This is a genomic window from Elusimicrobiota bacterium (genome assembly GCA_016182905.1).
In the GTDB taxonomy this organism is placed as follows: Bacteria; Elusimicrobiota; Elusimicrobia; order UBA1565; family UBA9628; genus GWA2-66-18.
Genome location: JACPFR010000056.1, coordinates 15,415 through 38,068, shown reverse-complemented (window position 1 = coordinate 38,068; position 22,654 = coordinate 15,415). Strand labels below are relative to the sequence as shown.

Below are 22,654 nucleotides of genomic sequence, written 5' to 3'. Positions count from 1 at the left end.
CCTTATAAAAAGAGCGCGGCGGCGGCGCCGCACGCCGCGATGACCGCGGCGTCGGGGGCGCCGAGCAGGACCGCGGCCGCGGAGGCGGCGGCGAGCAGGGCGGCCGCGGGCGTGCCGAGCGTGGTCCCGGCGAGGGCGAGCGCGGCGGCGCCGACGGCGCCGATCGCCGCGGCCGTCGCTCCGCGCGCGAAGGCCTTCAGGCGCGGGTCGCGCTCGAGCCTCTCCATCCAGGGCCCGACGAGCAGGACGAGGAGCCAACCGGGGACGAAGGCTCCGGCCGCGGCCGCGAACGCGCCCCCGACGCCGGCCGCGACGAAGCCGACGTAGGCGATCGCCATCACGATGGGGCCCGGCGTGACGAGGCCGGCGGACACCGCGTCGGCGAACTGGGCGTCGGTGAGCCAGGCGCGGCGCACGACGGCGGCCTCGCGCACGATCGGCAGGATGGCCTGGCCGGTGCCGTAGACGAGCGCGCCCGCCTGGAGGCCGACGAGGAACAGGGCGAGGAGGCCCGCCGAGGCGGCGCCCCGCGCCTTGGTCCCGCGCGACGCGCGGAAGGCGAGGAGCGCTCCGGCCGCGAGCACGGCGGCGGTCGCGTCCTCCGGGCGGAGGACGCACCAGGCCAGGGCGGCGATCGAAATCGCCTTCTCGAGCCGGCCCGTCAACGCGATCCGGAACAGCTTCACGGCGGACAGCGCGATCACCGGCACGACGGCGCTGCGCATCCCGAGGACGAGGTTCCCGAACCGGCCCCCGGAGCCATAATGCGCGTGGGCGGCGGCGAGGGCGACGACGAGCAGGAAGGGCACGAGCAGGAAGCCGGTCAGGGCGGCGAGGGAGCCGAGCGCGCCGGCACGGCGCCAGCCCATGTACACGCCCGCCTGCGTCCCGACGGGCCCGGGGCAGATGTAGGCGAGCGCGACGCCCCGGTCGAACTCGGCGGGGGTGACCCAGCGGCGCTCGTCGACGAGGTCGCGGCGCATGGCGAGGAGCTGGGGGCCGACGCCGCCGAACACCGTCGCGCCGAGCCTCAGGAAATAGAGGAAGACCTCCACGGCCGCGTCAGACGGTCGGGGCGCCGAGGAGCTGGAGGACCTTCTTGACGAAAGCGTTCTTCTCGAAGGGCTTGAGCATGACCTCGTCCGCGCCGGCGTCCTTCGCGCGGGACAGCGCGTCCGAGTAGCCGGTCAGCACCATCACCGGCGGGCGCTTCTCGCGAGGCAGCCGCTTGAGGCGGGAGAGCACCTCGAAGCCGTCCATGCCCGGCATCATCACGTCGAGGATGACGAGGCTCGGCATCTCCTCCTCGATGCGCTCGAGCGCCTCGAAGCCGGAGTGCGCCGTCGAGATCGACAGGTTGCGGCTGACGCTCGCGAGGAACAGCATCAGGACCTCGACGAGGTCGGGGTTGTCCTCGACGATGAGGACGCGCTTCTTGCGCACCGTCTCTGAGCCGTCGACGACGGCGGGAGGCGCGTCCTTCGCCGAGACCGGCAGCTCGAGGCGGGCGGTGGTCCCGCGCCCGGAGCCCTCGCTCTCGATCCAGATGCGGCCGCCGAGAGCCTCGACGATCTGCTTCGAGAGGGGAAGGCCGAGGCCGAGGCCGGGGTATTCGCGCGTCGGGCCCTGGTTCGCGGCGGAGAAGGTGTCGAAGATGTGCGGCAGGACCTCGGGCGGCACGCCGGGCCCGGCGTCGACGACGGACAGGCGGGCGTGGCCTTTCTCGGTCGCCACGAGCACGCGCAGCGCGCCTTCGACGGGGCTGAACTTGCAGGCGTTGGAGAGCAGGTTGTCGATCACGTCGCCGAGCTTCTCCTCGTCGGCCATCACCCAGATCTCGGAGGTCTGCTGTTCTGCGGTCAGCTTCAGCTTGCGGCGGCGGATCTCGCGTCCGGCGCGCTCGAGCGCGGCCGCGACGAGGCGGTTGAGCTCGACGGGTTTGAGGAGGAGCTGCTTGCGGCCCTCGTGGACCTCGCGGATGCGCAGGATGTTGTTGAGGGTGGCCATCAGGCCCTCGGCGCGGTCGATCATGGAGGTGAGCGCCTTCTGCTGCGCCTCGTTGAGGGGGCCCATGCTGCCGTCCTTCATCGTGTTCGCGTAGCCGATGACGACGGTCAGGGGGGTGCGCAGCTCATGCGAGACGTTCGCGATGAACTCGTTCTTCATCTGGTTGACCTGGCGCAGCTCCATGTTCTGGTTGACCAGGTCGCGAATCTCGATGACGCGGCGCAGGAGCTGGCCGAGGTCGGTCTGACGCAGGTCCCTCTGCGTGATGTAGTCCATCGCGCCCTTCTTCATGGCGGCCACGGCCACCTGCTCGTTGCCCGCGGCCGTGGTCATCACGACGGCGGTCTTCGGGTGGTGCTGGCGGATCTTCTCCAATATATCGAGGCCGTTGGTGGGGGGGAGGCGGTAGTCGAGGAAGACCAGGTCGTAGGGGACGTCCTTGAGCTTGTTGAGGGCCTCGTCGCCGGTGCCGGCGGTCCCGACCTTGAGGGTCACGCCGGGGACTTTCTCGAGCTCGCCCCGGAGCACGGTCCGGGCGTCTGGCTCGTCGTCGACGACGAGGACGGAGAAGGCGAGTTCAGCGGAGGTCGGCACGGACGGCATTGTAGCAGACCAATCCCATGCCGTCCACCCTCAGGACACGGCCCCGTAACGGCGCCGCCGCGCGCTTCCTTGATAAGGAGCCGGCCTAAAAGGTAAAATGCACCTTCATGACCTCCCGAACCGCCGTTCACCCCGCTTTGACCAAGGTTTTGATCGACGAGGACGTCCTCCGGGCCCGGATCAAGGAGCTCGGCGTCCAGATCACGCGCGATTACGCGGGCAAGCGCCTGGTGGTCGTGGGCGTGCTCAAAGGAAGCGTCATCTTCCTCGCCGACCTGCTGCGCGCGATCGGCCCCGAGGTGGACGTCGAGACGGACTTCGTGGCGGTCTCCTCCTACGCGGGGACGGCCTCGACCGGCGCCATCCGCACCTTGCTCGACCTGCGCCAGAGTCCCGAGGGCAAGCATCTGCTGCTCATCGAGGACATCGTGGACACCGGCCTGACCTTGACCTCCCTGACCGAGACCCTGCGCGCGCATCATCCGAGCTCGCTCGAGGTCTGCACCTTGCTCGACAAGACCGAGTGCCGGAAGGTCCCGTTCCAGCCGAAATACGTGGGATTCAAGATCCCGAACGAGTTCGTCGTGGGCTTCGGCCTCGACTACGACGAGCGCTATCGGCAACTGCCGTGCGTGGGAGTGTTGAAGATCTAGATGGACAATAAAAACCTGAAGCAGCTCGTCATCTGGGGCCTCGGCTTCGTGCTCCTGCTGACGTTGTTCAACAGCGTGAAGACCGTCCCGCTCGAGGCCGAGATCCCGTACTCCGAGTTCAAGGCCCGTCTGCGCGAGGGCACGATCACCCAGGTCCGCATGCGTCCGGACATGATCAGCGGCGACTACCGCGACAAGAAGGGCACGACCCAGCACTTCCGCGCCCTGCCCCTGCCCGACCCGAAGCTCGTGGAGGACCTCGAGGCGCACAAGGTCTCGGTCTTCCAGGGCGAGCGCGACCGCAGCGGCATGTACGCCTTCGCGCTGAACCTCGGCGGCATCCTGCTCTTCTTCTTCCTCTGGTGGTTCTTCGTGATCCGCCAGGTCCAGGTCGGCGGCAAGCAGGCGATGTCCTTCGGCCGCTCCAAGGCCAAGATGGTCGACGAGAAGAAGAAGAAGACGACCTTCGCCGACGTCGCCGGCTGCGAGGAGTCGAAGGAGGAGCTCCGCGAGGTCGTGGACTTCCTGAAGACGCCCGACAAGTACCAGAAGCTGGGCGGCAAGATGCCGCGCGGCGTGCTCCTGTTCGGGCCTCCCGGCACGGGCAAGACCTTGCTCGCGCGCGCGGTCGCCGGTGAGGCCGGCGTGCCGTTCTTCTCCGCCTCCGCCTCCGAGTTCGTCGAGATGTTCGTCGGCGTCGGCGCCTCGCGGGTGCGCGACCTCTTCGACCAGGCCAAGAAGGCCGCGCCCGCCGTCATCTTCATCGACGAGCTCGACGCGGTCGGACGGGCCCGCTTCGCCGGCATCGGCGGCGGGCACGACGAGCGCGAGCAGACTCTCAATCAATTGCTGATCGAGCTCGACGGGTTCGAGCAGAACCAGGGGATCATCCTCATCGCCGCCACCAACCGCCCCGACGTGATCGACACCGCGCTCCTTCGGCCCGGCCGCTTCGACCGGCAGATCAACGTGCCCGTGCCCGACTGCAAGGGCCGCGAGGCGATCCTCAAGGTGCACTCCCAGATCGTGAAGATGGCGCCGGACGCCGACCTCGCGGTCGTCGCCCGCCGCACCCCGGGCTTCGCCGGCGCGGACCTCGCCAACGTGATCAACGAGGGCGCCTTGCTTGCCGCGCGCAAGAACAAGGAGGTCGTCGAGCTCGCCGACCTCGAGGAGGCCATCGAGCGCGTCATGGCGGGGCCGCAGAAGCGGTCCAACATCATGTCCGACCGCGAGAAGAAGATCGTGTCCTACCACGAGTGCGGCCACACGATCGTCGCCAAGATGCTCCCCGGCACCGACCCGGTGCACAAGGTCTCGATCCTGTCCCGCGGCTTCGCGCTCGGCTACACCCTCCAGCTGCCGCTGGAGGACAAGTATCTGACCTCGCGCGTCGACATCACCAACCGCCTCGCGATCCTGCTCGGCGGCCGGGCCGCCGAGGAGCTCGCCTTCAACGAGATCACGACCGGCGCCGCGGACGACCTGTCCAAGGCCACGGCCTACGCGACGCGCATGGTCACCGAGTTCGGCATGAGCGAGATCGTCGGCCCGCTGTCGCTGAAGAAGCCCGACCAGGAGATGTTCATGGGCCGCGACCTGAACAAGGGCGGGGCCTTCTCGGAGCGTACGATGCAGCTCGTCGACGAGGAGGTCAAGCGCATCGTGACCGAGGCGCAGGCGAAGGCTCGCTCCATCCTGTCCGCCAACAAGAAGGCCCTGGACACCTTGGCGCAGTCCCTGTTCGACCGCGAGGTGCTCAACGGCGACGACATCGACGCCGTGCTGGCCTCGGCCCGAGCCTGATATCGTGACCGCGACGATGACCGAGCCAAGATCAGGCGGCGAGATCGCGAAGCGATTTCGCAAGCCGTCGATCATGGGGGTCGTCAACTGCACGCCGGATTCGTTTTACGCGGGAAGCCGCGCGGCGACGAGCGACCTCGCCGTCGAACGCGCCCTGAAGCTGGTGGAAGAGGGCGCGGACATCCTGGACATCGGCGGGGAATCGACCCGTCCGGGTTCGGACTCGGTGCCGTTGGAAGTGGAGCGGGTCCGCGTGATCCCCGTGATCAAGGCCTTGGCCAAGCAGGTCAAGGTCCGGATCTCGATCGATACCACCAAGGCCGCGATAGCGGCCGAGGCATTAGACGTCGGCGCCGTGATCGTCAACGATATTTCCGCGCTGCGCGACGACAAGGACATGCTCAAGGTCGCGCAGCGCGCGGAGCGAGTGATCTTGATGCACATGCTGGGTGATTCGCCCAAGACGATGCAGGCCGACCCGACCTACAAGGATTGTTTCGACGAGGTCTCCCGGTTCCTGCAAGGTCGCCTCCAGTCGTTCGTCGCGGCCGGAGGCCGCGCAGACCGGGTCGTCGTGGACCCCGGCATCGGCTTTGGAAAGACGTTGGATCACAATCTCACCTTGATCCGCCGCGCCGGCGAACTCTCCGCCATCGCCCCCGTTCTGCTGGGGGTCTCCCGGAAATCGATGTTCGGAAAGATTTTGAACGACAACGGATCGGGGGACCGTCTCGCCGGATCATTATCAGTCGCGGCCTGGGCCTGCTTCAACGGCGTTTCCATTTTACGCGTGCATGACGTCCTCGAGACCCGGCGCGTCATCGAAACCCTGCGCGCCGTCTCGGAGGCCGCGTGAGCTCCCCTTCCCTGTTCGGTACCGACGGCGTGCGCGGCATCCCCGGCCAGGGCCCCCTCACGCCCGAGTCGGTGCGCGCGCTCGCCTATCACGCGGCGAAGGTCCTTCTCGAGCGCCAGGGCGTCAAGATCAACGGCCACGCCCCGCTCATCGCCGTCGGCCGCGACACGCGCGGCTCCGGCCCCGCTTTGCTGCGCTCCCTGATCTCGGGCTTCTCCGCCGCCGGCGTGCGCGTGCTCGACCTCGGGGTCATCCCCACGCCGGCCGTGTCGTACCTCGCTCCTCGCCTGGGCTGCTTCGCCGGCGCCGTGATCTCGGCGAGCCACAACCCCGCGGAGTACAACGGCATCAAGTTCTTCGACGGCGCGGGCTTCAAGATGGCGCCCGCCCTCGAGTACGAGGTCGAGGGGCGCATGAAGCGCCCCGCGCCGCCCGCGATCTCGCGCCCGCCTTTCGCCGCCGCGGACCGGGCCGGCATCTATCTGGATTTCCTCAAGAGCGCCTTTCCCGCGGCGCTCGACCTCGACGGGGCCCGCATCGTCGTGGATTGCGCGCACGGCGCGGCCGCCGCCTTCGCGCCGAGGCTGCTGGCCGGGCTCGGCGCCGAGGTCTTCGCGATCGGCGTCAAGCCGAACGGCCGGAACATCAACGACGGCTGCGGCGCGACCGCGACCGAGGCGATGCGCCGCGAGGTCAAGCGCCGCCGCGCGCACGCCGGGCTCGCCCTCGACGGCGACGCCGACCGCGCCCTGATCTGCGACGAGCGCGGCGACCTGCTCGACGGCGACGCGCTGATCGCGGCCGCGGCCGCCCGCCTGCTGCGGCGCGGCGCCCTGAAGGGCGGCAAGGTCGCCGTGACCGTCATGTCGAACTTCGGCCTGCTGTCCTACCTGGGCGGCCTCGGCGTCGACGCGGTCACGACCCCGGTCGGCGACCGCTACGTGACCGAGGCCATCGAGCGCGAGGGTCTGAGCCTCGGCGGGGAGAACTCCGGGCACATCGTGTTCCGGGACTTCGCCCCGACCGGCGACGGCATGCTGACCGGCCTTCAGACCTTGGCCGCCTGGCGCGAGTCGGGCAAGCCGATGAGCGCCCTGGGGCGGCTGTACAAGGCGACGCCTCAGGTCCTGCGCGCCGTCCGCGTGAAGCAGAAGCCGGCCATCGCCGCGCTCGGCCGCACCTCCGCCGCGATCGCCGCGGCGACCAGGACCCTCGCGGGCCGCGGCCGCGTGTTCGTCCGCTACTCGGGGACCGAGCCGGTGCTGCGCGTCCTCGTCGAGGGCCCCAAGTCCGCGGAGAACCGCAGGATCGCCGACGAGATCGCCAAGATCTATCTGACCGAGACGGGCGCAAGAGAGGAGAAACACGGATGAAGACCGAGCAGAAGCTGAAATTGGGCGTGAACATCGACCATGTCGCGACGCTGCGCCAGGCGCGGCTCGACATCGATCCCGATCCCGTGCAGGCCGCGCAGGTCGCCCGCCAGTCCGGCGCCGACATCATCGTCTGCCACCTCCGCCGCGACCGCCGCCACATGCAGGACGCGGACATCGTCAAGCTCTGCCGCCTCAAGGGCGAGACCCACGTCGAGCTCTCCGACGACCCCAAGATCATCGCCTCCGTGCTCAAGGCCCGCCCCACCTCGGTGTGCCTCGTGCCGGAGCGGCCCGGCGAGGTCTCCACCGAGGGCGGCCTGGACCTCGTCCGCAACGGCAAGAGCCTCGCCAAGACGATCGCCAGGCTCAAGAAGGCCGGCGTCGAGGTCAGCCTGTTCGTCGCGCCCGAGGCCCCGGCCGTGCGCGCCGCGCGCAACATCGGCGCCGACATCGTCGAGCTCGACACGAGCGACTACGCCAAGACCCACAGCAAGCCCAAGCAGAAGCTCGAGCTCGAGCGCCTCGAGCTCGCGGCGTACATGGCCTGGGAGATGGGCATCGTCGTCCACGCCGGCCACGGCCTCGACTACCACAACGTGGCGCCCGTCGCGCGCATCCCGCACATGTCCGCTCTCAACATCGGCTTCTCGATCGTCGCCCGCTCCGTGTTCGTGGGCCTGAAGACCGCCGTCTCCGAGATGCGCCGGGCCATCGACTAGCGCATGTGCGGCATAGTCGGCTACGTCGGGCCTAAGCAAGCCGTTCCCCTGCTCATGGAGGGCCTCAAGCGCCTCGAGTACCGGGGGTACGACTCCTCGGGCCTGGCGTCCATCGTCGACGGCGTCATCGAGCGCCGCCGCGCCCAGGGCAAGCTGACGAACCTGGAGAAGGTTCTGGCGGCGAGTCCGCTCGCCGGCTCCGTCGCCCTCGGTCACACGCGCTGGGCGACGCACGGCAAGCCGAGCGAGGTCAACTCCCACCCGCACACCGACCCGACGGGCACCGTCGCGGTGATCCACAACGGGATCATCGAGAACTACCTCGAGATCAAGGACCGCCTGACCGCCGCGGGCGCCAAGTTCGAGAGCGAGACCGACACCGAGGTGCTCGCGCACCTCGTCGCCGAGAAGCTGGTCCAGCTCCAGCCGCCGGGCTCCTCGCCCAAGCCCGACCTCAACGAGCCCCTCCTTTTCGAGGCCGTGCGCCGCGCGCTCGGCGACGTCCGCGGCGCCTACGCGGTCGCCGTGCTCTGGTCGAAGGCTCCCGGCGTGATCGTCGCCGCGAAGACCGCGTCCCCTCTCATCATCGGCCTCGGCGACGGCGAGACCTTCCTCGGCTCCGACGTCCCCGCCTTCCTCGCCTACACGCGCAAGGCCGTGTTCCTCGAGGACGGCGAGATGGCCGTCCTCAAGAAGGACGGCGCGTCCTTCTTCAACCTCGCGGGCAAGAAGATCGTCAAGACGCCGATCAACATCACCTGGGACCGCACGATGGCGGAGAAGTCCGGCTACCGCCACTTCATGCTCAAGGAGATCCACGACCAGCCGATGTCCTGCGAGGACACGATGCGCGGGCGCCTGTTCCCGCTGAAGGGCGTGCTCGAGCGCGACTGCGGCATGAACGCGGACATATTGAAGAACGTCCGTTCGGTGCAGATGATCGCCTGCGGCACCGCCTATCATTCCTGCCTCGTCGGCCAGTACTGGTTCGAGACCTTGATCGGCGTCCCCACGAGGGTCGAGACCGCCTCCGAGTTCCGTTATCGCGAGACCACCGTCGGCCCCGACGACCTGGTCATCGCCGTTTCTCAGTCGGGCGAGACAGCCGACACCTTGGCCGCCGTGAAAATCGCTAAAGAAAGGGGCGCGAAGGTCCTCGCCGTCTGCAACACCGTCGGCTCCGCGCTCACCCGCGCCGCCGACTGGACCCTGTACACGCACTGCGGCCCCGAGCTCGGCGTGGCTTCCACGAAGGCCTTCATCGGCCAGCTGACCTCCCTCGCCGTCCTGACCCTCCACGCCGCCATCGGACGCGGCGCGATGACCGAGGCGCAGGGCCGCGCCTTCGTCGACGACCTGGTCAAGGTGCCCGGCTGGATCCGCGCCGCGATCAAGCTCGACAAGGAGATCCTCGCCGTCGCGAAGAAGTTCGCCAAGTCGGAGCACTTCCTGTTCATCGGCCGCTACGTGAACTACCCGATCGCCCTCGAGGCGGCGCTCAAGCTCAAGGAGATCTCGTACATCCACGCCGAGGGCTATCCCGCCGGAGAGCTCAAGCACGGCCCGATCGCGCTGATCGACACCGAGATGCCCGTCGTCGTCATCGCGACGCAGTCCCGCGTCCTCGAGAAGACCCTGTCGTCGCTCGAGGAAGTGAAAGCCCGCGGCGCGCGGGTCATCGTCGTCGCCACCGAGGGCGCGGGCGAGTTCAAGGACTGCGAGGCCGTCCTGCGCCTGCCGCCGGTCCCCGAGCTCCTGTCGCCGATCGTGAACATCATCCCGCTCCAGCTCCTCGCGTATCACGTGGCGGACCTGCGCGGCTGCGACGTCGACCAACCCCGCAACCTGGCGAAGAGCGTCACGGTCGAGTAGGATGGAGCTCGGGGTCGACCTCGTCGAGATCGGGCGGATCAAGTCGCTGGCCCGCCGCAACCCGAAGTTCCTCCCGCGCGTGTTCTCCGCTCACGAGATCGCCTACTGCAAGAGCAAGAAGAACCCGTGGCCCCACTTCGCCGTGCGCTTCGCCGCCAAGGAGGCCGTCTACAAGGCCCTGGGCAAGGCCGAGGTACCGCTGACCGCGATCTCGGTCAAGCGCGGCGCGGACGGCCGCCCGTCGGTCAAGATCCACGGCAAGCCGGTGCGCGGACTCAAGCTCTCGCTCTCCCACGGCCGCGACCACGCCGTCGCCTTCGCCGTGCTCGCGCGTTGATCGACGCGCGGCGCTACTTCAGCCGCGGCCCGGGGCCGCGCGTCCTGCTCCTCGGCGGCGTGCACGGCGAGGAGAAGCCCGGCGTTCTCGCGCTCGAGCGCCTCGACGCGGAGCTCGCGTCCGACGGCCTGTCGCTGGCGCGCGGCCAGCTGACTATCGTCCCCCGGGCGAACGCCGAGGCCGTCGCGCGCGGCCTCCACTTCGTCGACGAGAACCTCAACCGCGTCGTGCGGCCTCACCCCGCCCCCGCGAACCGCGAGCAGGCGCTCGCCTCCGAGCTGGCCGCGCTGATCGCCGCGCACGACGCCGTCCTCGACCTGCACGGGACCCAGGCGCCGACGGTCCCCTTCGTCTTCCTCGACGACGAGTCCGTGCCCGTGCGCGGCTGGGCCGAGGCGCTCGGCGCGGAATATCTGATCCTCGGCTGGCCCGCGCTCTATGCCGGCTCGGACGCGCTCACGACGACCGGCTACGCCCAGAGCCTGGGCAAGCGCGCGCTGACCGTCGAGGCCGGCCGGAACGACGACCCCGCGGCGGCGGAGTTCGCCTTCGACGCGGCGCGGCGGGCGATCGCGCACTTCGGCCTGATCATCGGCACGCCCCGGCGGCCGAGGCCGAAGGCGCTGCGCTTGACGGCGATGGTCCGGCGCGAGAGGGAGGGGAAGTTCGCGCGCCCCTGGAAGAACTTCGATCCCGTGGCGAAGGGCGAGCCGATCGCGCGCTACGCCGACGGCGTCGAGCTCCTCGCTCCGGAAGATGCGTTCGTCGTCATGCCCTACGAGGCCGCGGCCGTCGGCGAGGAGTGGTATTACCTCGCGGTCCCGGCCCAACTGCCGGAAAACTACTGATAATCACTATTCCCGGGAATAGTGATTATCAGTAGTTTTCGCCCCTGACTGTTTCCGGAAACAGCCGCGCGACTCGCACCGGTGCGAGTCGCTCACGGCCAGGGATGGCGCGGGTAACGCCGCTGCAGCTCCTTTTTTACCGTGGGATAAGCATTGGCCCAGAACGACGCGAGGTCCTTCGTCTTCTGCACGGTGCGGTGGTTGGGCGCCAGAACGTCGAAGGTCACCGGAAGGCGTCCCTCGCAGAGCGCGAGCGTGCCCGTCATCTTCACGAAGTCGCCCAGGCGCGCCGACAGCTCCGGCGGATGCGTCTCGTGGTAGGTGAAGCGGCCGGTCTTGCCCGAGGGCAGACGCTTCGTCGCCGGCAGCGCGCGGTCGAGGAAGTCCGCCAGGCCGCGCCCCAGGTAGCCCTCGATGTGCGGCAGAAGGCTCACCCGCTCGATGTCCTTGAGGGAGTTCTTCCCGGCGCAGGCCTCGCCGTAGATCAGCCGCCAGTCGTCGGCGCTCATCTCCGGGTAGCCCATGTCGGGATACAGGCGGCGCGCCAGCGCGATGCGCACGACGAGCTGGCTCGCCTTGTCGTCGAGTCCCGGATGCCGCAGCTCGCCCGAGGCGAACTTCTCCGCCCAAAGGTCGGCGGCGATCTTTTTGTATTCTTTTCGCGCGGTGACCTCGCGGCGAGAGATGACGAGACCTCGAAACAGGAGACGGTCTTCTTTGATGACCCGGCCCTTCCTGTCGTCGAACTCCGCCGACGGCGTCCAGGCGCATTCCTCGGGGAAGGCCGCGAGGATCGCCTCCGGCGTGAACGGAAGATGCAGATTGATCGCGACCTGCCGGGCCTGCCCTCCTCCGGCGCGCTCGCGCACGTCGAGCGCGATCAGCAAGGGAGGCGGGTCCTTCGCGGCGGGCAGCAGCGCCCCGCGCCCGTCGCCGAGCCGGTAGAAGGACCCGTCGCCCTCGCGCGCGGCGAGGCGGTCCGAGAAGGCGTCGAGCCAGGCGAGCGGGAGCGCGCCGGCGGTCGCCTCGGGAAGGGCTCCGCCGGGGTCCTGGTACAGCCGCTTGAACTGGCGGAACACCTCGGAGGCCTCCCACGACGTCTCCTCGCGCGCGCCGGCCAGGAGATCGGAGGCGAGCGCGGTCAGGTCCGCCGTCCGGCCGGGGCGAGGATCGCCCGCGGTCTCGAAGACGGCGGCCATGGCGCAGGCGCGCTCGTACGCCTCGGGGCCCAGGGCGCGCGCCGCTTCCAGGACGCTCGCCACCCGCGGCGGGGCGGGGTAGCGCAGCAAGGCGCGCCCTTTCGCCGTGACGCGGTCCTGGGCGTCGACGGCTCCGAGCGCGGACAACGTCTTTCCCGCCGCGGCCCAGGCGTCGGTCTTGGGGGCGGTGACCCAGTCCACCGGCGCGGGGAGCGACGCGGCCTGAAGGCGCAGGGAGCTCAGCTCGAGCCTTAGGATCTCGGGCACGAGGCTCGGGGCCATGCCCGTCTCCTCGGACCGCGACCAGAGGCGTACGCAGCGTCCGGGCGCGGTGCGCCCGGCGCGGCCGGCGCGTTGGGCGGCGTTGCTCCGGCTGATGCGCGCGAGATACAAGGTGTTGATGCCGCGCGCCGCGTCGTAGGCCGCGACGCGGTGCAGGCCGCTGTCGATGACCATGGTGACCTGGGGGATGGTCAGCCCGGTCTCGGCCACGTTGGTCGCGACGATGACCCGGCGGCGGGGGGACTCCTCCAGGACGCTCTGCTGCTCGGCGAGGTCCATGCTCCCGTGCAGCGCGTGCGGCTCGAGGTCCATCTCCCGGCAGTAGGGCGTCAGGACCGTCATCGCGCGGCGGATCTCGCGCAGGCCGGGCATGAAGACGAGGATGGAGCCGTCGAGGCCCTCGCGCGCGAGCTCCTTGAGCGCCGCGAGCGCGCCCTCCGCCGGACCTCCGCGCGAGTCGAGCGGATGGTGGCGGATGTCGACGGGGAAAAGCCGTCCCGGCACCTCCACCTTGGCCGCTTCGGGCAGATAGCGGGACAGCGCCTCGGCCTCGAGCGTCGCCGACATGACGGCGATCTTCAGGTCGGGCCGCTTCCCTGCGCGCAAAGCCTTCAGCCAGGCGAGGGCCAGGTCGCAGTCGAGGCTCCGCTCGTGGAACTCGTCGAGGAGCACGGCTCCGACGCCTTTGAGCTCCGGATCCCTCATCATCTGCGCGACGAAGACGCCGTAGGTCTGGAAGACGACTATGGTGTCGGCGCCGCAACGGCTGTCGAAGCGGACCTGGTAGCCGATCGCGGCTCCAAGGCTCGTCTTCGTTTCCACCGCGACCCGCCCGGCGAGGCTGCGCGCGGACAGGCGGCGAGGCTCGAGGACGAGGATCTTCCCGGGGAATCTCCCCAGCAGATACTGCGGGGTCTGCGTGGACTTGCCGCTGCCGGTCGGCGCGGTCAGGATCAGCGCCCCGGCGCGGCCGAGCTCGGAGACGATCGCGTCGCGGAACGCCGCGATCGGCAGGGCCCGGTCCATCAGGAGTTGAGCCTCAGGCCGCGCTCGTAGCGCGCGTTCATGCGCCGGTGCGAGGCTCCGAGCAGGTACGAGAGCTTCAGGCGCTGGTTGAGCAGGGCCTGGCGCCACGGCCCGTTGACGCGGAAGCGCACCGCCGAGGTCTCGACGACGAAGGGGGCGAGCGCCGGAGGGCCGCTCTCGCGCAGGATCAAGGACAGCTCGGTGTCCTCGAAGATCTCGACCGGGGGGATGGGGCGGGTCAGGAGCGCCTTCTCGAAGAACACGCAGTGGTCGAGGTAGACGATGCCGCGGCGCGAGGCGCGCACCCGGTTCGAGTACCAGCTCGTGAAGCGCAGCAGGGGATGGTCCCAGTCGAAGGCGTGGGTGAACCCGCCCCAGCCCGCCCGGCCCGCGCGCGCGGCGAGCCAGCGCAGGCCCTCGGCCGGGACGAGCGAGCGCGGGTGATGGAGCAGGATGGTGGGGTGGGACGCGGCGTCGATGCCCGCCTGCAGGCGCGCGCCGCGCGAGGGGCCGTCGACGCGCACGAAGCGCGCGCCGGATCCCTCCGGCGGCGGGGCGTCGCCCGCGCAGACCGCTTCGAGGCCCGGGACCTCGGCCAGGCGCGCGAGTATGCGCGGCAGCCAGTCGGCGCCGCTCCCGTGGACGGGGATGACGACGGTGACCTTCACGGCGAGCAGGACCCCCCGCCGAGGACGCAGAACGAGGCGCAGTGCGGGTGCTGGAGCGCGACCGGGCGCCACGACTCCCGCAAGGTCGCGCCGAGCTCGAAGCGGGGATCGTACGGGATCAAGGTGCAGGCCACGACCGCGGGGCGCTCCGCTCCGCGCCGCTTGACGACCATCCGCGAGGAGGCGCACATCACCGACTCGGGCGCCTTGCCGAGGAGGCCCCAGCACTCGGTCGTGATCTCGGGCAGGTCTCCCGGCGCGCCAATCTCGGGGAACACCGTCAGCTCGACGTCCCGGCCGACCGCGCGGCGGTAGCCCTCGCGCGCGGCGGCCTCGTCTTCGTCGACGAAGGCGCGCCCCGCCACGGAGACGTCGAAGCCCGCGTCGAGCAGCCAGCGCAGGCCGGCCAAGGTCTTGTCGTAGGCTCCCGCGCCGCGCTCCGCGTCGTGCGCCGCCGCGATGTGATGGTCGAGCGACACGCGCAGGCGCAGGCCGCGGCCGCGCCGCACGAGCAGGTCGAGGAGCTCGCGCCTGCGGTTCATCATCGGGGCCATCGCGTTGGTCAGGATCAGCGCCTCGAAGCCGCGCTCGAGGCACTCCCCGGCCATCGCGATCAGGTCCGGGTTCAGGAACGGCTCGCCGCCGGTGAAGCCGACCTCGCGCGCGCCCGCGTCGCGGGCCTCGTCGAGGAAGGGCCGGACGTCGGCGGCCCTCAGGTACTCGAGGCGGTCGTTGCGGGGGGAGGACTCGATGTAGCAATGCGCGCACTCGATGTTGCAGAGCGTGCCGGTGTTGAGCCACACCGTCGTCAGCGTCGCGGGCTCGACCTTCGCGCGGGGCTTGCCCTGCGCGGTGGTTTCCGCGACGGCCCATTTAGCAGCAGGCACCGTCGTTCCTCGGCTCCGTCGCGAACGGCATGTTCGTCCCGCACCCCGGGAAGATGCCGAAATGCGTCTTCATATCCCCGAAGAAGTCGAAGTGGCGGCCGAGGCGGCTCTTCTCGAGCATCAGCGAGGTGTTGCCGCACACCGTCATGATCCGCCCGGTCTCGAAGCGATGGTGGCCGTCGAGCTCGAACTCCCGGGGCGCGTCCTCGATCGTTCCCTTGTACCTCACCGCCTGGCCGTAGTCCTCGCAGGCGGGCTCCAGGCCCTCGAGCTTGAACAGACGGTAGGTCGCGGAGTAGAAGCCGATGCGCCCGGCGCGCTCGCGGATGGGCCCCGCGTCGATGGAAAGGGGCCGCGACTCGACGAGCCGCGGGTCGGCGAACCCCGCGCGCTTGGCCAGGGCCAGGAAATCGTTCCAGTACAGGGCGCCGCCCAGGCACTCCCCGTACAGCACGGGGTCGTTCCTCAGCTCCTCGGGCACGCGCCGGTCGGCGTAGACGTCGGAGAAGTACATCTCGCCGCCCTCCTTCAGCACGCGCCGGGCCTGGCGCAGCACGGCCTCCTTGTCGCGCGCCAGGTTGATCACGCAGTTGGACACGATCAGGTCGTACGACGCGTCCTTCAGTCCGAGCGCGTCGAGCCGCGAGATGTCGCCCTTGAGGAACTCGACGTTCCCGTAACCGAAGGCCAGGGCGTGATGCGCGCGGTTGCGCTCGGCGACCGCGAGCTGCTCGTCGGTCATGTCCACGCCCGTGACGCGCCCGGAGGCGCCGACCAGCTGGGACAGCAGATAGCAGTCGCGTCCCGACCCGGACCCCAGGTCGAGCACGCTCAACCCCGTCAGTTCCGCGGGTATCGTCAGGCCGCAGCCGTAGTAGCGCGCGACGACCTCGTCGCTCACCTTCGCGAGGGCCTCGCGCACCTTGCGCGGCAGGGCCGCGGGGGAGCAGCAGGCGTCGGTCTTGAGGTCGGCCCCGCTCTTCAAGGTCTTTCCGTAATAGTCGCGGACTCCGGCTTCGATGTCGATGGGCATGGGGGAGCCTCCGTGAAAACGTCCCAGATTGTACTGAAGTGGGTGCGCGATCGGACCGGGGCGTTACAGGCAGTAGCGTTGCGTCGAGGAGTAGGACGGCTCCCCGCCGTCGGAGGTGCCCGTATGACGACCCGGAACGACTGCCAAAGCTGCGGCATGCCCCTCAAGAAGGACCCCAAAGGCGGCGGCACGTATTCCGACGGGTCGAAGAGCCACACCTACTGCAGCCTCTGCTACGCCGACGGACGCTTCACTCATCCGGACATGACGGTCGACCAGATGAAGATCCTCAGCGCCGCCAAGCTGCACGACATGGGCTACCCCCTATTCGTCGCGCGCCTGCTGGTCCGGAACCTGCACAAGCTCGAGCGCTGGAACGCGGGCGCGTCCCGGCCGGTCGCCCCAGGCCTCGGAACGAAATAGGCGCGATAGCGCCGTGAAAATAAGGGTTTACCCGGCCTGACCGGCCTAGGGCCGCCGTGGGCGTTGATTTCCCGGTATTTGCCTGTTAGTCTATTAGGACATGGGCCGCACCCTCGTGCTGAACAGGAGCTTCCGGGCCGTCGCCGTCGCCGATTGGCGGCGGGCGGTCACGCTCGTCTACATGGGCCTGGCCGAGGCGCTCGACGAGGACCTGACCCCCTACGATTTCGAGGCCTGGGTCGCCGTCTCGTCCAACTGGGTGGAGATCCCGGCGGGGTTCGTGAACTCGACGAACCTGCGCTTCGCCGTGCCCGAGGTGATCCGGCTCGTGCGCTACGACCGGATACCGCACCGCGAGGTGGCCTTCACGCGCCACAACGTCTTCGCCCGCGACCGCTACAAGTGCGCCTACTGCGGCAAGCGCAAGTCGAGCGAGGAGCTCGACCTCGATCACGTGATCCCGCGCTCGCGCGACGGCTCCAACGAGTGGACGAACATCGTCACCTCCTGCCGCCCCTGCAACCTGAAGAAGGCGGATCGCCTGCCGGACGAGGCGGGCATGCCGCTGAAGCGCAAGCCGGAGCGGCCGCGCTGGACCTTGATGGGGAGCCTGGTGCCTCATCCGCGCGCGCACATCCCCGAAAGCTGGAAGAAGCTCCTGTCCCAAGAGAACGCGTGAGCGTCAAAGCCCTCGGGAAGGCGGAGCTGCGAGAGGGCCTCGTCGCGCGCGAGCCCGGAGACCACAAGGGGACCTTCGGCCACGTCCTCGTCGTGGCCGGCTCGCGCGGCATGGCCGGCGCGGCGATCCTGGCGGCGAGAGGCGCCCTGCGCTCCGGAACGGGCCTCGTGACCGTCGCGGTCCCGTCCGGCGTCGCCGGGACCGTCGCGGGCGCCGTGCCCTCGGCGATGACTCTGGCCTTGCCGGAGAACTCCTCCGGCGCGTTCCGCCCCGAGGGCGTGGACCTGCTGAAGGAGTACGCGAAGGCCCGGCGCGCGTCGACGATGGCCATCGGCCCCGGGATGACGACGCACGCCGACGCGGCGCGCTTCGTGCTGCTCGCCCTGTCCGGCGTGCCGGCGGCGGCCGTCGTGGACGCCGACGCGCTGAACACCTTGGCCCAGCAGGACGCCGACGGCGTCGAGCAGATGCTGCGGGCGCGCAAGCAGCCCTGCATCTACACGCCGCACCCGGCGGAGGCCGGGCGCCTGCTCGGGATGAAGAAGATCGAGGTCGAGGCTCAGCGCCTGAAGTGCGCGGAGAAGCTCGCGCGCGGCCTCGGCGGCGTGGTCCTGCTGAAAGGCCGCAAGACCTTGATCTCCTCGGGCGCGCGCACGGTCGCCAACCCCACGGGCGGGCCTGGGCTCGGCAAGGGCGGCACGGGCGACGTGCTGACCGGCCTCATCGCCGGGCTCTGGGCGCAGATGCTCGCCTCCGGACGGGTCTCCGGGGACCTGCCGTTCAAGGCCGCGGCGCTCGGCGCCTGGCTTCACGGCGCCGCCGGCGACGCCGCCGAGAAGGAGCTCACGCCGTGGGCCGTGACCTCGACCGACCTCGTGGACTATCTGCCGCACGCGTTCAAAGCCCTGTGCGCTTAAAATTGACGAGCGAGGCGGAGACGATCGCCCTCGGCGAGCGCCTCGGCCGGAGGCTGAAGCCCGGAGCGCTGGTGCTCCTGCGCGGCGAGCTCGGCGCGGGCAAGACGACGCTCGCGCGCGGCCTGGCCCGCGGGGCGGGCTATAAAGGACGGGTGTCGAGCCCGACCTTCGCGCTCGCCCACGTCTACCGCGGCAAGCGCCTGACGGTGCATCACCTCGATCTCTACCGCGTGGCGCGCGGCGAGGACTCCGAGCTCGGCCTCGACGAGCTGCTGGCCGACCCGCGCGGGGCAGTGGTCGTGGAGTGGCCCGACGCGGCCGGCGGGGTTTGGCCCAAGGACCGCCTCGAGGCGACCTTGTCCCACGCCCCCGGCGGCCGCCTCCTGGCGATGAAGGCGACCGGACCGATCGCCCGTAAAATCCTAGAATCAGGGCGTGTATAAAAGAAAGGAGCGTGAGGCGCGGCCGAACGCGAATCCGAACGCGAATATACTCGCCGTCGACGCGACGGGCGAAGTCCTGTCGGTCGCCGTCGGCTCCTTCGAGCTGAAGCGTGCGGCGAAGAAGCACGACGAGGCGCTCCTGCCGCTCGTCGAGCGCCTGCTGAAAAAGGCCAAGCTCCGCTGGGAGGACCTCGACGCGATCGCCGCCGCCTCCGGCCCCGGCCGGTTCACCGGCATCCGCATCGGCATGTCCTTCGCCGCCGCCGCGGGGTTCCAGTTGAAGATCCCCGTCATCGCGATCAGCCGCCTGGCGGCCGCCGCGGGACGGGCGAAGTCCGGCCGGGCGTTGGGAGCGCTGCCCGGCTGGAAGGACGAAGTGTACACCCAGGAGTTCCGGAAGGGGAAGGCCTTCGGCGCCGCGGCGTTCACGCCGCCGAAGGATTGGCCGGCGCTGCGCGACGCGGCCGAGAAGAGCGGTCTCTCCGTCTCCTACGGCGAGACGACCGCCGCCGACCTCCTGCCCGTCGCCCGCGCCGCGCTCGCCGCCGGGAAGATGCCGCCGTTCGAGCCCTTCTACCTGAAGCCGGCGAGCTATGAGCGGCCTCGCGGTTAGGCCGGCGGCCGCGGGGGACCTCGACGCCGTGGCCGCGATCGGCGCGCGTCCCTTCGCCGCCGGCTGGAGCCGCGCGGCGCTCGCCGGCGAGCTCGGCCGGGACGACGCGATCTTCCTCGTCGTGCCGGAGCGCGGCTACGCGCTCGCGCGCGTCGCGGACGGCGAATGCCGGCTGCTCGACCTCGCGGCGGCCGCGGACGGCGGCGGCGTCGGCCGCGCGCTGCTGTCGGCGCTGGCGCGCGCCGCGAAGGCGCGCGGCTGCGCGAAGGTCACCTTCGAGGCCTCGGCGGCGAACGCCCGGGCGCTCTCTTTTTACGCGAAGGCCGGCGCGAAGGTTGTCGGCCGCCGTCCGAAGTTCTACTATGATGGCTCGGACGCCGTGCTGATGGACCTCGACATCCCATGAACCTGCTCCTGGCGCTCCTCCTCGCCGTCCCGGCCGCGGCCTCCTCGTCGGCGGGCTCCGGAGCCTCGGCGAGCGCGCAGCAGGAATATCTGCGCGGGACCTTGCTCGAGCGGCGCGGGGCGTTCGCGGAGGCGCTGACGGCGTACGAGAACGCTCTCGCGCTCGATCCCGGCTCGGCGTTCCTCGCCGGCGAGGCGGCGGACCTGGCGCTCGAGCTCGAGGATTGGGCCCGCGCCGAGAGATGGGCCCGCCGGCGGCTCGAGCTGGCCCCCACCGACGGCAAGTCGGCGATGATCCTGGCCCGCGTGTTCTGGTCGCGCGGCCAGGAGGACGAGGCGGTCAAGGAGTTCGAGGCGGCGCTGAAGCTCGACTCCGCCTCCATCGACGCGATCATGGCGCTGACCGAGCTCATCGCGCCGAAGGACCCGAAGCGCGCCCGCTCGATGCTCGAGCGCTTCCTCGCCGCCAACCCGGAGCACGCGGCGAAGGTGCTGCACGAGCTCGGCAAGCTCGACGCGCAGGAGTCCCGCTACGCCGCCGCCGTCGAGAAGCTCCGCCGCGCGATCTCCCTCGACGAGGCCGAGTCCGACCCGGTGCGCCTGACCTTGGGGCAGGTGTACGAGATCTCCCACGACACCGCCGCGGCCGTCGCCGAATACCGCAAGGTGCTGGCCTCGATCCCGGACGATCATGAGCTGTGGGCCCACGTCGCCGAGCTCGAGGCCGCGCGCGGGGACGCGGCCGCCGCGCGCGCCGAGTTCCTGCGCCTGAAGGAGAAGCGCCCGGACGACGCCATGGCCGCCGCCTGGCTTGCCTCCGACGCGGAGCGCGCCGGCGACTTCCGCAAGGCCGCGGGCTATCTGAAGGACAGCTCGGCCCTCAAGGACGATCCGACCTTGCACCTGCGCCTCGGCTATTATCAGCTGCAGTCCGGCGGCGTGAAGGAGGCGATGAGGACTTTGCAGGAGGCGCGGACGCGCTGGCCGAAGGACGACCGCATCGCCTATTACCTGGCGTTGGGCCACGACGACCTCGGCGAGCGGGCCGAGGCGGCGGCGCTGCTGCGCGAGGTCCTCGCCCTCAAGCCCGACGACCGCGACGCCCGGTGGCAGCTGGCCACCATCCTCGAGAAGATGGACAAGATGGCGGAGGCCGAGCCGGAGTTCCGCGCGCTCATCGCGAGCAAGCCCGATGACGCGCCGGCGCTGAACTACCTCGGCTACGCGCTGGCCGACCGGGGCTTGAAGCTCGTCGAGGCCGAGGCGCTGATCCGCGGCGCCCTCGCCCTCGAGCCCGGCAACGCGGCGTACCGCGACTCCCTCGGCTGGGCGCTGTTCAAGCAGGGACGCAGCACCGAGGCCGTCGTCGAGCTCGAGGCGTCCGCGCGCGCCATCGCCGACGACGGGGCCCTCTGGGACCATCTCGGCGCCGCCCATCAGGCCGTCGGCGACGCCGGCTCGGCCTGGCTCGCGTGGCGCCTCGCGCAGAGCCTCGGCGGAGCGAAGGCCGGAGAGAAGGCGGAGGCCCTGCAGAAGGAGATGTCCGACGAGACGCTCGCCGAGCTCTGGCGCCGCCACTTGGAGGCCGTGCAGGGCGGCGTCAAGAAGCTGAGCGGCCTGTGCGAGCTCAAGGGCCGCATCGCGGGCCGCCCGGTGTCCCGCCAGGCGCTGTTCGCCTTCCGCGCCCCGCGCGAGGTGTCCTTCGAGCTGCTCGGCCCGATGTTCTCGACCGCCTGGCGCGCGCGGCTCGACGCGCGCGGCTTCTCGATGGACCCGTTCCCCGTCGAGGGCCTCGACCAGGCGCGCGTCGAGGAGGCCGCGCAAGGCGCCTTCGCCGCGATCGCGGCCGCGCTGTCCGGCGAGGCCTTCGCCCCGGGGCCGGCGCGCATGGAGCGCGGCTGGGGCCGCACGAGCCTGATGCGTCCCGCCTGGAGGATCGACCTCGAGGAAGGGATGGCGCGGGGAATCTCTCCGGCCGGCAACGGCGTCAGCGTCGCCCTGTCGGATTTCCTGCGCGCGCGCGCTCGCCAGGTCCCGCGCCTGATGGAGACCAAGGGCCGCTTCTGGGAGCTCGCCGTCTCCTGCGCTGAACCGAAAGCCGAGTTTTTTCCATGAAGCAGCAGTGCCCCGCGAAGGTCAACCTGTTCCTCGAGGTCACGGGGCGGCGCAAGGACGGCTACCACACGTTGGCCACCCTCTTCGCCAAGATCAACATCTACGACGTACTCGACATGGAGGTCGTCAACGGCAATAAGCCGACCCTCGAGATCGTGGACGAGTTGGGCACCATGCCCCTGTCCGCCGGGCCCGACAACTTGGTCCTGCGCGCCGCGCGGGCCTTCTATCGGGAGTTCCGGGTGGGCGTCGGCGTCAAGATCGTGCTGTACAAGCGCATCCCGATGGGCGCCGGCCTCGGCGGCGGGTCCTCGGACGCGGCGGGCACTCTTCTCGGATTAGCCAGGCTTTTGCAGATCGATCTGACGGCGGCCAAGAAGAAGAAGCTGCACGACATCGCGGTCAAGCTGGGCGCGGACGTCCCGTTCTTCCTGAAGGACGCCAACTTCTGCCGCGCCACCGGGATCGGCGACCGTCTGAAGCCCATCAAGATCGCCAAATCCCTTCCTTTTATGGTCCTGGTCTGGCCCGGCTTCCCGTCGCCGACCGGCCCGGTCTTCACCGCCGTGCCGCCCCGCCGCCGAAGCGATATATTGACGCGCTTGTCTCAACTTGATAAACTCATCCGTCGTCTGAAAAGCGGCCGTCCCGTCGAGGAATGGGGGGGTCTTCTTTTCAACCGCCTGGAGCAGGCGGAGTTGCCGGTCATGAAAGAAGTCGCACAAGCCCGACGCATCCTGGAGTCAGCGGGTGTGAAGGGGGTGCGCATGTCGGGTTCGGGTTCTTCGGTCTTCGGGTTTATCGGCTCGCACGCCGAAGGCGTGCGTGTGGTCCGGCGGCTCCAGGCTTACCCCTGGAAAGTCTATTTGACGAGCTGTCACGGCTGA

Annotated in this window: 22 protein-coding genes; 16 read left to right on the top strand and 6 right to left on the bottom strand. The window is 70.1% G+C overall.

Annotation, left to right across the window (positions count from 1 at the left end):
* Positions 1-2: 2 nt before the first annotated feature.
* Entirely contained in the window at positions 3-1,055 is a 1,053-nt protein-coding gene (locus tag HYV14_16730; GenBank protein MBI2387633.1) for a chromate transporter, read from the bottom strand.
* 7 nt (positions 1,056-1,062) lie between these two features.
* Entirely contained in the window at positions 1,063-2,601 is a 1,539-nt protein-coding gene (locus tag HYV14_16725; GenBank protein ID MBI2387632.1) for a response regulator, read from the bottom strand.
* 116 nt (positions 2,602-2,717) lie between these two features.
* Between HYV14_16725 and hpt the strand changes: the two genes are divergently transcribed.
* Genes hpt through HYV14_16685 form a run of 8 tightly spaced genes read left to right on the top strand, consistent with a single transcriptional unit; the run spans position 2,718 to position 11,077 of the window.
* A complete protein-coding gene (gene hpt, locus HYV14_16720; protein ID MBI2387631.1) occupies positions 2,718-3,263 on the top strand; it encodes a hypoxanthine phosphoribosyltransferase in 546 nt (181 codons plus the stop codon).
* Positions 3,264-5,069, top strand: a complete 1,806-nt coding sequence (locus HYV14_16715; protein ID MBI2387630.1) for an ATP-dependent metallopeptidase FtsH/Yme1/Tma family protein — start codon at positions 3,264-3,266, stop codon at positions 5,067-5,069. It begins immediately after the preceding gene.
* 16 nt (positions 5,070-5,085) lie between these two features.
* Positions 5,086-5,925 (top strand): dihydropteroate synthase, encoded by an 840-nt coding sequence (folP, locus tag HYV14_16710; GenBank protein ID MBI2387629.1) that lies wholly within the window; start codon positions 5,086-5,088, stop codon positions 5,923-5,925.
* Positions 5,922-7,298 carry a phosphoglucosamine mutase gene (gene glmM / locus HYV14_16705; GenBank protein MBI2387628.1) on the top strand — a complete coding sequence of 459 codons (1,377 nt, stop codon included), beginning with the start codon at positions 5,922-5,924 and terminating at the stop codon, positions 7,296-7,298. The genes folP and glmM overlap by 4 nt, the downstream gene beginning before the upstream one ends.
* A complete protein-coding gene (locus HYV14_16700; GenBank protein ID MBI2387627.1) occupies positions 7,295-8,020 on the top strand; it encodes a pyridoxine 5'-phosphate synthase in 726 nt (241 codons plus the stop codon). Before glmM ends, HYV14_16700 begins: the two co-directional genes overlap by 4 nt.
* Before the next feature lie 3 nt (positions 8,021-8,023).
* Positions 8,024-9,892 carry a glutamine--fructose-6-phosphate transaminase (isomerizing) gene (gene glmS, locus HYV14_16695; GenBank protein MBI2387626.1) on the top strand — a complete coding sequence of 623 codons (1,869 nt, stop codon included), beginning with the start codon at positions 8,024-8,026 and terminating at the stop codon, positions 9,890-9,892.
* Position 9,893: 1 nt separating this feature from the next.
* Complete coding sequence (gene acpS / locus HYV14_16690) at positions 9,894-10,229, top strand: holo-ACP synthase (GenBank protein MBI2387625.1); 336 nt, start codon at positions 9,894-9,896, stop codon at positions 10,227-10,229.
* Complete coding sequence (locus HYV14_16685; GenBank protein ID MBI2387624.1) at positions 10,226-11,077, top strand: succinylglutamate desuccinylase/aspartoacylase family protein; 852 nt, start codon at positions 10,226-10,228, stop codon at positions 11,075-11,077. Before acpS ends, HYV14_16685 begins: the two co-directional genes overlap by 4 nt.
* Before the next feature lie 92 nt (positions 11,078-11,169).
* Here HYV14_16685 and hrpB read toward each other — a convergent pair whose 3' ends face one another.
* Genes hrpB through HYV14_16665 form a run of 4 tightly spaced genes read right to left on the bottom strand, consistent with a single transcriptional unit; the run spans position 11,170 to position 16,160 of the window.
* Positions 11,170-13,584: an ATP-dependent helicase HrpB gene (hrpB, locus tag HYV14_16680; protein MBI2387623.1), complete on the bottom strand. Its 2,415-nt coding sequence runs from the start codon at positions 13,582-13,584 to the stop codon at positions 11,170-11,172.
* Complete coding sequence (locus HYV14_16675) at positions 13,584-14,252, bottom strand: glycosyl transferase, family 2 (protein ID MBI2387622.1); 669 nt, start codon at positions 14,250-14,252, stop codon at positions 13,584-13,586. The genes hrpB and HYV14_16675 overlap by 1 nt, the downstream gene beginning before the upstream one ends.
* On the bottom strand, positions 14,249-15,139 hold the full coding sequence (locus HYV14_16670) for a radical SAM protein (protein ID MBI2387621.1): 891 nt from the start codon (positions 15,137-15,139) through the stop codon (positions 14,249-14,251). The genes HYV14_16675 and HYV14_16670 overlap by 4 nt, the downstream gene beginning before the upstream one ends.
* Positions 15,126-16,160 carry a methyltransferase domain-containing protein gene (locus tag HYV14_16665; GenBank protein ID MBI2387620.1) on the bottom strand — a complete coding sequence of 345 codons (1,035 nt, stop codon included), beginning with the start codon at positions 16,158-16,160 and terminating at the stop codon, positions 15,126-15,128. The genes HYV14_16670 and HYV14_16665 overlap by 14 nt, the downstream gene beginning before the upstream one ends.
* Before the next feature lie 135 nt (positions 16,161-16,295).
* Here HYV14_16665 and HYV14_16660 point away from each other — a divergent pair, with 135 nt between their 5' ends.
* The 8 genes from HYV14_16660 (at position 16,296) to ispE (ending at position 22,654) form a co-directional block, all read left to right on the top strand.
* Positions 16,296-16,595 (top strand): zinc ribbon domain-containing protein, encoded by a 300-nt coding sequence (locus tag HYV14_16660; GenBank protein ID MBI2387619.1) that lies wholly within the window; start codon positions 16,296-16,298, stop codon positions 16,593-16,595.
* Positions 16,596-16,695: 100 nt separating this feature from the next.
* A complete protein-coding gene (locus tag HYV14_16655) occupies positions 16,696-17,274 on the top strand; it encodes an HNH endonuclease (GenBank protein ID MBI2387618.1) in 579 nt (192 codons plus the stop codon).
* Positions 17,271-18,191: an NAD(P)H-hydrate dehydratase gene (locus HYV14_16650; protein MBI2387617.1), complete on the top strand. Its 921-nt coding sequence runs from the start codon at positions 17,271-17,273 to the stop codon at positions 18,189-18,191. The genes HYV14_16655 and HYV14_16650 overlap by 4 nt, the downstream gene beginning before the upstream one ends.
* Positions 18,182-18,634 (top strand): tRNA (adenosine(37)-N6)-threonylcarbamoyltransferase complex ATPase subunit type 1 TsaE, encoded by a 453-nt coding sequence (gene tsaE, locus HYV14_16645; protein ID MBI2387616.1) that lies wholly within the window; start codon positions 18,182-18,184, stop codon positions 18,632-18,634. Before HYV14_16650 ends, tsaE begins: the two co-directional genes overlap by 10 nt.
* On the top strand, positions 18,627-19,247 hold the full coding sequence (tsaB, locus tag HYV14_16640) for a tRNA (adenosine(37)-N6)-threonylcarbamoyltransferase complex dimerization subunit type 1 TsaB (GenBank protein ID MBI2387615.1): 621 nt from the start codon (positions 18,627-18,629) through the stop codon (positions 19,245-19,247). The genes tsaE and tsaB overlap by 8 nt, the downstream gene beginning before the upstream one ends.
* Positions 19,228-19,653: a GNAT family N-acetyltransferase gene (locus HYV14_16635; GenBank protein ID MBI2387614.1), complete on the top strand. Its 426-nt coding sequence runs from the start codon at positions 19,228-19,230 to the stop codon at positions 19,651-19,653. Before tsaB ends, HYV14_16635 begins: the two co-directional genes overlap by 20 nt.
* Positions 19,650-21,767, top strand: coding sequence for a tetratricopeptide repeat protein (locus HYV14_16630; protein ID MBI2387613.1), 2,118 nt, complete (start codon positions 19,650-19,652; stop codon positions 21,765-21,767). Before HYV14_16635 ends, HYV14_16630 begins: the two co-directional genes overlap by 4 nt.
* Positions 21,764-22,654 carry a 4-(cytidine 5'-diphospho)-2-C-methyl-D-erythritol kinase gene (ispE, locus tag HYV14_16625; protein MBI2387612.1) on the top strand — a complete coding sequence of 297 codons (891 nt, stop codon included), beginning with the start codon at positions 21,764-21,766 and terminating at the stop codon, positions 22,652-22,654. The genes HYV14_16630 and ispE overlap by 4 nt, the downstream gene beginning before the upstream one ends.